Annotated in this window: 8 protein-coding genes and 1 pseudogene; 7 read left to right on the top strand and 2 right to left on the bottom strand. The window is 59.2% G+C overall.

What is annotated here, in order from left to right; genetic code table 11:
* Window positions 1–85 precede the first annotated feature (85 nt).
* On the bottom strand, window positions 86–799 hold the full coding sequence (gene ubiG / locus HY308_12450; protein ID MBI3899089.1) for a bifunctional 2-polyprenyl-6-hydroxyphenol methylase/3-demethylubiquinol 3-O-methyltransferase UbiG: 714 nt from the start codon (window positions 797–799) through the stop codon (window positions 86–88).
* On the bottom strand, window positions 796–2,112 hold the full coding sequence (locus HY308_12445; GenBank protein ID MBI3899088.1) for a TRZ/ATZ family hydrolase: 1,317 nt from the start codon (window positions 2,110–2,112) through the stop codon (window positions 796–798). The genes ubiG and HY308_12445 overlap by 4 nt, the downstream gene beginning before the upstream one ends.
* 134 nt (window positions 2,113–2,246) lie before the next feature.
* Between HY308_12445 and mtnA the strand changes: the two genes are divergently transcribed.
* The 7 genes and pseudogenes from mtnA to HY308_12410 all read left to right on the top strand — a co-directional run bounded on the left by mtnA (window position 2,247) and on the right by HY308_12410 (window position 13,107).
* Entirely contained in the window at window positions 2,247–3,314 is a 1,068-nt protein-coding gene (mtnA, locus tag HY308_12440; GenBank protein ID MBI3899087.1) for an S-methyl-5-thioribose-1-phosphate isomerase, read from the top strand.
* 129 nt (window positions 3,315–3,443) lie between these two features.
* A complete protein-coding gene (gene gyrA / locus HY308_12435) occupies window positions 3,444–6,005 on the top strand; it encodes a DNA gyrase subunit A (GenBank protein MBI3899086.1) in 2,562 nt (853 codons plus the stop codon).
* A 192-nt stretch (window positions 6,006–6,197) separates the two neighbouring features.
* A complete protein-coding gene (serC, locus tag HY308_12430; protein MBI3899085.1) occupies window positions 6,198–7,280 on the top strand; it encodes a 3-phosphoserine/phosphohydroxythreonine transaminase in 1,083 nt (360 codons plus the stop codon).
* 85 nt (window positions 7,281–7,365) lie between these two features.
* A complete protein-coding gene (locus HY308_12425; GenBank protein ID MBI3899084.1) occupies window positions 7,366–8,553 on the top strand; it encodes a phosphoglycerate dehydrogenase in 1,188 nt (395 codons plus the stop codon).
* A gap of 141 nt (window positions 8,554–8,694) precedes the next feature.
* On the top strand, window positions 8,695–9,780 hold the full coding sequence (gene pheA / locus HY308_12420; protein MBI3899083.1) for a prephenate dehydratase: 1,086 nt from the start codon (window positions 8,695–8,697) through the stop codon (window positions 9,778–9,780).
* Between the two features lies 1 nt (window position 9,781).
* Window positions 9,782–10,915, top strand: coding sequence for a histidinol-phosphate transaminase (locus HY308_12415; GenBank protein ID MBI3899082.1), 1,134 nt, complete (start codon window positions 9,782–9,784; stop codon window positions 10,913–10,915).
* Window positions 10,912–13,107 (top strand): annotated as a pseudogene (locus tag HY308_12410) (bifunctional prephenate dehydrogenase/3-phosphoshikimate 1-carboxyvinyltransferase). The gene HY308_12415 and the pseudogene HY308_12410 overlap by 4 nt, the downstream one beginning before the upstream one ends.
* Window positions 13,108–13,109: the final 2 nt, after the last annotated feature.

Raw genomic sequence — 13,109 nt, 5'->3', positions numbered from 1 at the left:
CCATGAACCGCCGCCAACCATCGAAGAGTTTCCCATCGCCCTCTCCCGCAAGGGGAGAGGGCGATGCATACGTTTAAGATCGGGGTTAGTCATCCACGCGACGCGTGTGCGCGAGGTAGTTCACATCGACGCCTGGGCCGAGGCGATAACGGCGAGTCAGCGGGTTGTAGTGCATGCCGGTGAGCTCACGCGTACGCAAACCGGCGGTGCGCGCCATGCGTTCGAGCTCGGAGGGTTTGACGAGTTTCAAGTAATCGTGCGTGCCGCGTGGCAGCAGATTGAGCACATACTCGGCGCCGACGATCGCGAACAACCACGCCTTCGGATTGCGATTGATGGTCGAGAACAACACGTGGCCGCCCGGCTTCACCAGCGCCGCGCACGCGGCCACGGTCGATGCCGGATCGGGGACGTGCTCCAACATTTCCATGCAGGTGACGACGTCGTAGGTGCGCGGACGCTCGCGCGCAAAATCTTCGGCGCTCACGTGGCGATAATCGACATCGCAACCGCTTTCTTTTAAATGAAGTCGCGCCACCGCTAACGGGGCGTCGCCCAGATCGATGCCAGTAACGCGCGCGCCGCGTGCCGTCATCGACTCGGCGAGGATGCCACCGCCGCAGCCAACATCGAGTACCGATTTGCCGGCGAGGCCGACGCGCTCATCGATGAAGTTGAGCCGCAGCGGGTTGATCTCGTGCAGCGGCTTGAATTCGGAGTCCGGATCCCACCAGCGTGCCGCGAGCGCCTCGAATTTGGCGATCTCAGCGGGGTCGACGTTTTGGGCGGAAGGATTCATAGGGCGCGGATCTTATCACGCCATTTCCGCGCCTTATCGAGTACGACGGTTTCGTCGAGCTCGACGAGACGACGGTCGGCCAGTAGCCGCCGGCCGTTGACCCAAACGTCGGTCACTTGATCGCGGCCGGCGGCGTACACCAATTGCGATACCGGATCGTAGATCGGTTGTGTGGCGATGCCGGACAGATCGACGGCGGTGATATCGGCGGCCTTACCGACCGTGAGCGAACCGATGCGATCGTCGAGGCCGAGGGCGCGCGCGCCGTTGAGCGTCGCCATCTGCAGCGCGGCGTGTGCCGGCACCGCGGTTGCTTCGCCGGCCACGCCTTTAGCGAGCAGGGCGGCGAGCCGCATTTCTTCGAACATATCGAGATCGTTGTTACTAGCGGCGCCGTCGGTGCCGAGAGCGACGTTGACACCGGCCTTAAGAAGCTTGTGTACCGGACAGAAACCGCTTGCTAGTTTTAGATTCGACGATGGGCAATGCACGACGCTGGCGCCGCTTTGCGCCAGGCTGTCGATTTCACTGTCGAGCAACTGCGTCATGTGCACTGTCACTAGATTCGGTTGCAACAGGTTCAGCGCCGCCAGTCGTGCCAGCGGCCGTTGACCGGTCGCCTTCGTCGCTTCGTTCACCTCGTGCGCCGTTTCGTGCACATGCATATGCACCGGCAAGTTGATCTCGCCGTTCAGCGTGCGTAGTCGCACCAGCGGTGCGTCCGATACGGTATACGGTGCATGCGGCGCGAACGCGGTAGTGACGAGCTCGCTCGCGCGCAAGTCATCGCGTAGCCGCAACCCTTTGTCGATGTACTCGTCAGCCGTCTGCGCATAACTGGTCGGAAAATCGATCAGGATCAGCCCGACGACCGCGCGCATACCGATGTTCAAGCAAGTACGCGCTGTGTCCTCCGCAAAGAAATACATATCGCTGAAGCAGGTCGTGCCGCCTTTCAACATCTCGGCTATAGCGAGCTCGGTACCGTCGCGCACGAATTCCGGGCTGACCCATTTCGCTTCCGCCGGCCAAATATGATTCTGCAACCAATCCATCAACGGCAGATCGTCGGCGAGCCCACGGAACAAGCTCATGGCCGCATGTGTATGCGCGTTAACAAAACCTGGGAAAAGAGCATGCTGCTCAAGGCGAATGGTTTCACGCGCTTGGTAGCGCGTGTGCGCCAGCGGGCTTGGCAATAGCTCGATCAATCGCCCGTTGTCGATCGCAATCGCATAGTGCTCGTGTACGATGCCATCCGGTTCGATAGGGATGACCCAACGGGCGTGAATTAGAGTGTCGATGGTTTGCATAAGGATTCCGCAGGCAGTATACGACGCAGTCTCTATGACGAAAACGGAACGCCGGTTATTTTTGGTGGTTTAGCTGCACCTGACAATACCGTGCGGTAGTAATATATACGGCTTCTTCCCGAGTGATCCCGGTGATGACATTATCCAGCGCTTCTCAGTCTCGATCTTATGACCGTATCCGCGCCGTCGAATGGGCGCAGAATCAGTTAAAGCTGCTCGATCAGCGCGGCCTACCGCTGCGCGAAGAGTATTTATCGATCGATACGGTTGCCGCCGCGGCGTTGGCGATTCGCAACATGGCGGTGCGCGGTGCGCCGGCGATCGGTATCACTGCTGCTTATGCGGTCGTGCTGGCAGCGCGGGATCGTTATCGAGCTGATCCCAGTGGCTGGGCCAAAGCAATCGAAGCGGATTTGGTGATGTTGAACGCCGCTCGACCGACCGCGGTCAATCTCGCCTGGGCGATCGCGCGTATGCAGTGTTTGATCGCCACCGGCTTGGCCGGTGATCCGGTACCGCGCTTGCTGGAAGAAGCACGACACATTCATGCCGAAGATATCACCGCTAATCAGGCTATGGGTCGGTTCGGCGCGGCCTTGATCGCGCCGGGCAGCAGTGTGTTGACGCATTGCAATACCGGGGCGTTGGCGACGGGTGGCTATGGCACGGCGCTCGGCGTCGTACGCGCCGGGGTAGCCGATGGTCGTATCGTTCATACCTATGCCGACGAGACTCGGCCCTGGTTGCAGGGCGCGCGTTTGACGGCGTGGGAGCTAGTGCAAGAAAGAATCCCGGTAACGCTCCTTGCCGATAGTGCCGCTGCTTATCTTATGCAACAGGGCAAGGTGCAATGGGTAATCGTCGGTGCCGATCGGATTACAGCCAACGGCGACGTCGCCAACAAGATCGGGACTTATATGGGGGCGATCGCCGCCCGCCATCACGGGGTGAAGTTTATGGTGGTCGCACCGATATCGACCATCGACCCAGCGACGGCTACCGGTGCCGATATTCATATCGAACATCGGCCGGCAGCCGAGGTGTTGTTCTATGGTGACCGGCTGATAACGGCTGAAGGGGCCCAAGCCTGGAATCCTGCATTTGACGTCACGCCGGCGGGTTTAGTCGATGTTTTGGTGACCGAGCGGGGGGTTGTGCAGGCCCCGAACAGCGAAAAAATTGCGGCATTACTGCGGTCGTAATCGACTTTCTGTAATGCAGCTGGCCTAGGCACCGTGCTAGAATTCCCCCTTTCCAATTAAAGGCCTAGCCTCGACCGCGTGGTCGGGCCCGCCTTTCTTTGCGCCCGACGCCACGACATAAAACGACGCATGGAACAGTTCGCCAAAGAAACAATTCCGGTAAACCTCGAAGACGAGATGCGGCAGTCGTACCTGGCTTACGCGATGAGCGTAATCGTCGGGCGCGCGCTGCCAGATGTGCGCGATGGCATGAAGCCGGTCCACCGGCGCGCGCTCTGGGCGATGCACGAGCTCGGCAACGAGTACAACAAACCTTATAAAAAGTCGGCGCGTATCGTCGGTGACGTGATCGGTAAGTATCACCCGCACGGCGACACCGCGGTGTACGACACTATCGTCCGCCTGGCGCAAGATTTCTCCATGCGTTATCCGCTGGTCGACGGCCAAGGTAACTTCGGTTCGATCGACGGCGACGCTCCGGCGGCGATGCGTTACACCGAAATCCGCATGAGCCGTATCGCTCATGAGATGTTGGAAGATCTCGACAAGGAAACGGTCGACTTCTCGCCGAACTACGACGGCTCGGAAAGAGAGCCGGTGGTGATGCCGACGCGGTTGCCCAACTTGTTGGTCAACGGCTCGTCCGGTATCGCCGTCGGTATGGCGACCAACATTCCGCCGCACAATTTGACCGAAGTCATCACCGCTTGCTTGGCGTTGATCGACAATCCGGATTGCACCATCGACGACTTGATGCAGTACATCCCGGGTCCGGATTTTCCGACAGCGGCGATCATCAATGGCGTCGAGGGGATACGTGAAGCGTATCGCACCGGTCGTGGCAGGATTTATGTACGCGCCCGCACCGAGATCGAGACCGACGAGAAGAACGGTCGGCAAACGATCGTTGTGCACGAGCTGCCGTATCAAGTGAATAAGGCACGGTTGCTCGAGCACATCGCCGAGCTGGTGAAAGACGGCAAGATCGACGGCATCTCCGAGCTGCGCGACGAGTCGGATAAATCCGGCATGCGCATGGTGATCGAGCTAAAGCGCGGTGAAGTCGCCGACGTCATTCTGAACAATCTCTTCGAGCACACCGCGTTGCAGACGGTGTTCGGCATCAACACGGTGGCGCTGGTCAACAACCAGCCGCGGGTGCTCAACTTAAAACAACTGCTCGAAGCGTTCCTGCGCCATCGGCGCGAAGTCGTCACCCGCCGTTCGTTGTACGAGCTGCGCAAGTCGCGCGAGCGCGCGCATGTGTTGGAAGGTCTTGCGGTTGCGCTCGACAACATCGACGAGATGATCGCGCTGATCAAAACGGCAAAGGATCCGGTCGAGGCGAAGACGCAGATGATGGCGCGTTCGTGGCCGGCGAAGATCGTGACCAAGATGCTGGCCGCCGCCGATTCGAACTTGTCGCGTCCGCAGGGGTTGGAAGTGCAGTACGGTTTGCGCGACGACGGCTACTGGTTGTCGGAAGCGCAAGCGCAGGCGATCCTCGATCTGCGTTTGCATCGCTTGACCGGTCTCGAGCAAGACAAGCTGCGCGCTGAGTATGCCGAGATTCTCAAAACTATCGCCGACTTGCTCGACATTCTGGCGAGTCCCGAGCGCTTAGCGAAAGTCATCCGCGACGAGTTAGTCGTCATTCGCGATCGATACGGCGACAAACGTCGAACCGAAATCATCGAAACGCGGGTCAATCTCAAGATCGAAGATTTAATCGCTGACGAAGATGTCGTCGTCACGTTGTCGCATGCCGGCTACATCAAGTCGCAGCCGTTATCCGACTACCGCGCACAACGTCGTGGCGGCCGCGGCAAGATGGCGACGCGCATGAAGGAAGAAGATTTCGTCGAGAAGCTGATTATCGCCAATACGCATGCGACGATTCTGTGTTTCACGAGTCGTGGCAAAGCGTACTGGCGCAAGGTCTACGAAATTCCGCAAGCTGGCCGTGGCGCTCGCGGTAAGCCGATCGTGAATTTGTTGCCGCTGGAAGAGGGCGAACGCATCAATGCGATCCTGCCGGTGCGCGATTTCAATCAAGGCGGCTACGTGTTCATGGCGACCTCAGACGGCACGGTCAAGAAGACCGAGCTCACCGAATTCTCGCGGCCACGCTCAAACGGCATCAAGGCGATCGAGCTTGAGGCCGGTAACCAGTTGGTCGGTGTCGGTCTGACAACCGGTCAGTGCGAAATCTTGTTGTTCAGCGATTCCGGCAAAGCTGTGCGCTTTGCCGAAGAAGACGTGCGGCCGATGGGTCGTTCGGCGCGCGGCGTGCGTGGCATCGAACTCAAGGAAAATCAGGCGGTGGTGTCGCTCATCATCGCCACTAAAGACGGTCAGGGTGAAACCACGGCAGTATTGACCGCAACTCGCAACGGTTACGGCAAGCGTTCGTTGTTGTCGGAGTATCCGTTGCACAAGCGTGGTGGTCAGGGTGTGATTTCGATTCAGGTGAATGAGCGCAATGGTTCAGTGTTGAGCGCGTGCGTGGTCGAAGAAGGTGATGAGGCGATGCTCATCACCGACGGTGGTACGCTCATTCGTACGCATGTCAAAGAGGTATCGGTGATTAGCCGCAACACCCAAGGTGTACGGTTGATCGAACTTTCCAACGGCGAGTTATTAGCCGGCCTCGAAAAGATCATCGAGTCTGATGAGGGCGAAGCGGAGTAGTCGCCGGCGCACGTAAGTGCGTCGACGCCGTTGAGCGCCTGCAGACGGATGCGTGGGCCGAGATCAAGCAGCGGCGCGAAAGCGACGCCAAGGATGGGCACATGTTGGGCGATCATCTCTTAACCCCAGCAAATACCGTCGGCATCTGACTACCGTTGGGTCACATTTGTTAATCCAACGTACGGGGATGTAATGACAGCGATTTATAACTTCAGTGCCGGTCCGGCGGTGTTGCCGCAGGACGTATTGCAACGCGCGCAGGCGGAATTACTCGATTGGCACGGCAGCGGCATGTCGGTGATGGAGATGAGTCACCGCGGCAAGGAATTCATCAGTATTGCCGAAAAGGCCGAGAAGGATCTGCGCGTCTTGGTCGGGATCCCAGCCAACTACAAAGTGTTGTTCCTGCAGGGCGGCGCGACTGCGCAGTTCGCGATGGTGCCGATGAACCTGCTCGGCGGCAAAAAGAAGGTCGACTACTTACATACCGGTGAATGGTCGAAGAAAGCGATCAAGGAAGCGCAGAAGTACGGCGCCGTTAACATCGCCGCCAACGCCGAATCCTCAAAGTTCACTACCATCCCACCGCGCTCGCAGTGGAAGCTCGGCGCGGATGCCGCTTATGTGCACTACACCGCCAACGAGACCATCGGCGGCGTTGAATTTCCTGATGTTCCCAATGTTGGCAATGTGCCACTGGTGTGCGACATGTCGTCGACGTTCTTGTCGCGGCCGGTCGACGTCAGCAAATTCGGTTTGATCTACGCCGGTGCGCAAAAAAATTTCGGTCCGTCCGGCCTCACGCTCGTGATCGTGCGCGAGGATCTCATCGGTCAAACATTGCCGGGTACGCCGTCGATGTTCGATTACAAGATCCACGCCGACAACGACTCGATGTACAACACGCCGCCGACCTACGGCTGGTACATCGCTGGGCTGGTGTTCGAGTGGTTGCTGCAGAACGGCGGCCTCAAAGCGATGGCCGAGACCAACGAACGTAAGGCGAAGAAACTCTATAACTACATCGATGCCTCCGGCGGGTTCTATAAGAATCCGGTCGAGTTGTCGTCGCGCTCATGGATGAATATCCCGTTCACATTGAAGGATGAGGCGCTCGACGAGCCGTTCCTCAAGGGTGCGCAAGCCGCTGGTTTGCTACAGCTCAAAGGGCATCGTTCGGTCGGCGGTATGCGCGCGAGTATTTACAACGCTATGCCGGAAGCCGGCATCGATGCACTTATTGCTTACATGAAAGAGTTTCTGAAGTGCGCCTAGAGCGACGTTGGTGGCGCGGATAATGACTGCGTCGCTGCTGTATTAACAGATTATTAAAAAAGACCCGAACGAGAAGGAAATAGTCATGTATCAAATATTGACCCTGAACAATATCTCCGCGCTTGGATTAGAGCGCTTACCTGCCGACCGTTATCGCGTCGGTACCGACCTCAAGACGCCGGATGCTGTGTTAGTGCGCTCTGCCAAAATGCACGACATGGAGATTCCGTCGACGTTGAAGGCGGTCGGCCGTGCCGGCGCCGGCGTGAACAATATCCCCGTACCGCAGATGAGTGCGCGCGGGATTCCGGTGTTCAACGCCCCCGGGGCGAACGCCAACGCGGTAAAAGAATTAGTGGTGGCAGGGTTGGTTCTAGCGTGCCGCCATATTTGCCAGGCATGGGACTATGCGCGCCGCTTGCAGGGTACGGATGACGAGCTGCACAAAGCGGTCGAGGCGGGTAAGAAGCAGTTCGGCGGCTACGAGTTACCCGGCCGCACGCTCGGCGTCATCGGCCTTGGTGCTATCGGCCGTATCGTCGCCAACACCGGTATTGCGTTGGGCATGAAGGTCGTCGGCTTCGACCCGGGTCTGACAGTCGAAGGCGCCTGGCAGTTATCGGCCGATGTGAAAAAGGCGCGTTCGATCGACGAGCTGTTGCGCATGTCGGACTTCGTAACGTGCCATGTGCCATTGATCGATGCCACCCGCAACCTTATTAATGCCGATCGCCTGAAGATGATGAAGGACGGCGTCGTTGTCTTGAACTTTGCCCGTGAAGGCATCGTCGATGACAAGGCGATGGTGGACGCACTCGATGCCGGCAAGGCCTACGCCTACATCTGCGATTTCCCGAGTAATCTGACCAAGAGCCACCCGCGTACGATTACCTTGCCGCATCTTGGTGCTTCGACCCAAGAGGCCGAGGATAACTGCGCGGTGATGGTTGCCGACCAAGTCCGCGATTTCCTGGAGAACGGCAACATCCGCAACTCGGTCAATTTCCCCGAGGTCGTGGTGCCGCGCGCGACCCAGCATCGATTCGTCTGCGCCAACGCCAATGTACCGAACATGCTCGGTCAGATCTCGGAGGCATTCGGGCAGGCGAAGCTCAACATCCATGACATGGTGAACATGTCGCGCGGCAACTTGGCGTATACTGTCGTCGACCTCGACGCCCCGGTGCCAGAGTCGTTGCGCCAGCGCATCGCCTCGATCGACGGGGTGCTGATGGCGCGGATCATCGACCCGCCCATCGATGAAATGCGCTAGCAAACCGACTTCGCGCCGCCGAATGGGTGCACAAAATTGTTGTGCACCCCGGCGAGCATAAGGTGGGAGAGGGCGCCAAACGAAATTGACCCGGTTGTAGAAACGCCAGGCGCAACCGTGGCACGGTTGCGGAGTTTATCTATGAATAACGAAGAACAGCGGCTGCGCGAGCTGCGCACTAAGATCGACGCAATCGACGAAAAGATTCAGGCGTTGATCAGCAAGCGTGCGCAGTACGCGCAGGTGGTTGCCAAAACCAAACACGACAACGGTGCCACGCATTGTTATCGCCCGGAGCGCGAGGCGAATGTCTTGCGGGGTGTGCTCGAGCGCAACAAAGGGCCGTTGCCGAACGAAGAGATGGCACGGCTGTTCCGTGAAATTATGTCAGCTTGCCTCGCGCTCGAGTCGCCGCTCAAGATCGCCTTTTTGGGCCCGGCCGGTACATTCACGCAAGAAGCCGCGTTCAAACATTTTGGCCATTCCGTAGAAACGGTTCCGCTCGGTACGATTGACGAGGTATTTCGCGAGGTCGATTCCGGCGACGCGCACTTCGGCGTCGTGCCGGTCGAGAACTCGACCGAAGGCGTGGTCAACCATACGCTCGATATGTTTCTGGTATCGTCGCTCAAGATTTGCGGCGAGGTGGCGTTGCGAGTACATCAGCATTTGCTCGGTCGCGGCGACAGCCTAGAAAAATCGCAGCGTATCGTTTCGCACCAGCAGTCGTTGGCGCAGTGCCGCGAGTGGCTCGATGCCCACTTGCCGCAGCTGGAACGCGTGCCGGTGGCGAGCAATGCCGAGGCGGCGCGGCTCGCGGCCGCGGACGACACGACGCTGGCAATCGCCAGCGAATCGGCGGCGAAGCTCTACGGATTGAACGTGCTGTCGAAGAACATCGAAGACCGGCCCGACAACACCACACGCTTTCTTGTGATCGGCAATCTCGAAACGACGCCGACCGGCAAAGACAAAACGACGCTGATGTTATCGGGCAAGAACCAGCCGGGCGCATTGCATAAATTGTTGACGCCGTTATCACGCTACGGCCTTAACATGACCCGCATCGAGTCGCGGCCGTCGCGCCGCAGTGCCTGGGAATACGTGTTCTTCATCGATATCGAAGGCCACGTGCGCGAGAAGAAAACCGAACGCGTGCTGAAGCTGCTCGAGCGTGAAGCGGCTTTCTATAAGTGTCTTGGCTCTTACCCCAAAGCGGTGCGTTAACATGACCATCGACATTCGTTCTCTTGCTGTACCCGGTGTGCGCTCGATCGAGCCGTACCAGCCGGGTAAGCCGTTATCCGAGCTGCAACGCGAGTACGGCATTGCCGACGCGATCAAGCTGGCCAGCAACGAAAATCCTATTGGCCCGAGTCCGTATGCAATAGAGGCGGCACGGGCGACACTGGCTGAGCTCGCGCGTTATCCTGACGGCGGCGGCTTTGCGCTGAAGCGGGCGTTGTCGACCAAGCTCGATGTGGCGCCGGAGCAAATCACGCTGGGTAATGGTTCCAACGACGTGCTCGAATTCATGGCGCGTGCGTTCGCTACCACCGGCGACGAGGTGATTTATTCCGAACATGCGTTCGCCGTGTATGAGCTGGTGGCGCGTGCGGTTGGCGCGAAGCCGATGGTGGTGCCGGCGCGTGCCTGGGGGCATGATCTTGCCGCTATGCGTGATGCATTCACACCGCATACGCGCTTAGTATTTATTGCCAACCCGAACAACCCCACCGGTACCTGGCTCAAACGTGACGATCTGGAAGCGTTCATTCGCTCGGTGCCGATCAACGTTTTAGTGGTCGTCGACGAAGCCTATTTCGAGTATGTCGCCGAGTCCGATTATCCGAATGCGGTGCAGTGGGTGGCGCGCTATCCCAACTTGGTGGTGACGCGGACGTTTTCCAAAATTTATGGATTGGCGGCGTTGCGTATCGGTTACGGTGTGTCGCATCCGCATGTTGCCGACTATCTCAATCGGGTGCGCCAACCGTTCAATGTGAACAGTGTCGCCGCCGCCGCCGCCGAGGCAGCGTTGGCCGATGATGCGCACGTTGCCCGTGGTGTCGCGCTTAATCGTGCCGGCATGGAACAGATAACCGAAGGACTGACAGGTCTCGGCCTTGATTTCATTCCGTCGGTTGGCAATTTCGTATCGTTCGATGTCCGCCGGCCGGCACGGCCGGTATATGACGCGTTATTGCGCGCCGGTGTCATCGTGCGGCCGGTAGCGAGCTACGGTATGCCGCAGCATTTGCGTGTCACCATCGGTCTAGCGGAGGAAAATCGACGGTTCCTCACGGCGCTAGCCGATGTTTTGCGGGATGCTGGCGGCACGCCCGCCCGCAGTGTCGGATGATCGCGCGTCTGTGCATCATCGGTGTCGGCCTGATCGGCGGCTCGCTGGCGCGCGCATTGCGCGCCGCCGATGCAGTCGGTGAGGTGGTGGGCTATGGGCGCTCGCTGGCGAATCTCGAAGATGCGGTTCGCCTCGATATCATCGATAGTGCCGAGACCAACATCGCCGGCGCCGTGCGAAACGCCGATATGGTTGTTGTCGCTGTGCCGATTGGAGCAATGCCTAGTGTTTTGGCGGATATTCGGCCGGCACTGGCGCCGAATGCGGTGGTGACGGATGTCGGCAGCGTTAAGGTTCCGGTCGTCGATGACGCCCGCGCTGCACTCGGTGATCGCTTTGCCGATTTTGTTCCGGGCCATCCCATTGCCGGCACCGAACGTTCCGGTGCAGCAGCGTCGATCGTCGATTTGTTCGAGCAGCGGCGTGTGGTATTGACGCCGGAACCGGAGACCAATGTCGAGGCATTGGATCGTGTGCGAACGATGTGGGCGGCGACCGGCGCCACCGTGATTGATATGTCCGCCACCGAGCACGATCGCATCCTGGCTGCCAGCAGTCATTTACCGCACGCGTTGTCGTACGCACTAGTCGATATGATCGTGCGCATGGACGAACACCGTTCTATTTTCGATTGCTCTGGCGGCGGATTTCGTGATTTCACACGTATTGCCGCCAGCGATCCCACCATGTGGCGTGACATCTGTCTTGCCAACCGGAAGGAACTGCTGGCGTTGTTGCGGCAGTATCAAGAGGACCTCGATGCGCTGTCGGAAGCGATCGAGCGTGGTGACGGCCAATGGCTGTACGAGACCTTCGGGCGCGCTAAGCGCGCGCGCGAGCAGCTGGGGTCAGGCCCGAGTACAGCTGGAGATTAATTTATGAGAATCGATTATCGCGTGGCGTCCGGCGGACGTCTGCGTGGCGCGTTGCGAGTGCCGGGCGACAAGTCCATCTCGCATCGGGCCGTCATGTTGGGTTCGTTGGCCGACGGCACAACGCAAATCACCGGCTTGCTGGAAGGCGACGACGTGCTGTGCACACTGGCGGCATTCCGAGCGATGGGTGTGCCGGCTGACGGACCGACGGCAGGGCGGCTGACGATCGAGGGTGTCGGTATGCACGGGCTCAATGCGCCGACGCAACCGCTCGACATGGGCAACTCCGGTACGGCCATGCGTTTAATGGCCGGGCTGCTCGCCGGCCAGCCGTTCGAATCGACGTTGATCGGCGATGAGTCGTTGTCGAAGCGACCGATGCGGCGCGTATCCGAACCGCTCAATAGTATGGGAGCGTTGATCGAAACCGCCGACGGTGGTTGCCCGCCGCTGCGGATTCGCGGCGCTCGCAAGTTGCGCGGCATCGACTATCCGCTGTCGATGCCGAGCGCGCAGGTAAAGTCGTCGGTTTTGCTCGCGGGTCTGTATGCCGACGGTGAAACCTCCGTGACTGAACCGGCGCCGACACGCGATCACACCGAACGCATGTTGCGTGGATTCGGCTATGACGTCGTTGTCGCCGGCGCTACGGCGCGTGTTCGCGGCGGCGGACAGTTGCACGCTTGTGACGTCGATGTGCCGGCGGACATTTCGTCGGCGGCGTTTTTTCTGGTCGGCGCTTCGATTGCCGCCGATTCGGAGTTAATTCTCGAACATGTTGGCATAAACCCAACGCGCATCGGCGTGCTTAATATTTTGCGATTAATGGGTGCTGATATTGCGCTGTTGAACCAACGCGAAGTGGGCGGAGAACCGGTGGCCGATATTCGTGTTCGCTCGGCCCGTTTGCGCGGCATTCATATTCCTGAAGACCAAGTGCCGCTGGCGATCGATGAGTTGCCGGTGCTGATGATTGCGGCGGCGAATGCGGAAGGCGAAACGATTCTTTCAGGCGCCGAAGAGCTACGTGTCAAAGAAAGCGATCGGATCGCGGCAACGGCGCGCGGACTTATGGCGATCGGCATTCCGGTGCGCGAGACCGCGGACGGAATGGTGGTTCAAGGCGGGATGGCGCAGGGCGGTGTCGTCGACAGCCTTGGCGACCATCGTATTGCCATGGCGTTTTCGATGGCGGCACTGACCTCGCAGCGATCGATCGTCGTGCGTGATTGTAAGAACGTGGATACCTCATTTCCCGGATTTGCGGATTTGGCGCGCCGCGCCGGTTTGAGGGTCGACGTGCAAGAGGGTGGTTAATC

This window comes from Gammaproteobacteria bacterium, from assembly GCA_016199745.1.
Taxonomy (GTDB): domain Bacteria; phylum Pseudomonadota; class Gammaproteobacteria; order Acidiferrobacterales; family Sulfurifustaceae; genus JACQFZ01.
Note: the sequence above shows the minus strand (reverse complement) of the source record. Positions and strands in the feature narration are given on the sequence as shown.

What these genes read in the sequence shown, in the direction of transcription:
- ubiG (MBI3899089.1), bottom strand. Translation starts at nt 799, where the DNA reads ATGAATCCTTCCGCCCAAAACGTCGACCCCGCTGAGATCGCCAAATTC.
- HY308_12445 (MBI3899088.1), bottom strand. Translation starts at nt 2,112, where the DNA reads ATGCAAACCATCGACACTCTAATTCACGCCCGTTGGGTCATCCCTATC.
- mtnA (MBI3899087.1), top strand. Translation starts at nt 2,247, where the DNA reads ATGACATTATCCAGCGCTTCTCAGTCTCGATCTTATGACCGTATCCGC.
- gyrA (MBI3899086.1), top strand. Translation starts at nt 3,444, where the DNA reads ATGGAACAGTTCGCCAAAGAAACAATTCCGGTAAACCTCGAAGACGAG.
- serC (MBI3899085.1), top strand. Translation starts at nt 6,198, where the DNA reads ATGACAGCGATTTATAACTTCAGTGCCGGTCCGGCGGTGTTGCCGCAG.
- HY308_12425 (MBI3899084.1), top strand. Translation starts at nt 7,366, where the DNA reads ATGTATCAAATATTGACCCTGAACAATATCTCCGCGCTTGGATTAGAG.
- pheA (MBI3899083.1), top strand. Translation starts at nt 8,695, where the DNA reads ATGAATAACGAAGAACAGCGGCTGCGCGAGCTGCGCACTAAGATCGAC.
- HY308_12415 (MBI3899082.1), top strand. Translation starts at nt 9,782, where the DNA reads ATGACCATCGACATTCGTTCTCTTGCTGTACCCGGTGTGCGCTCGATC.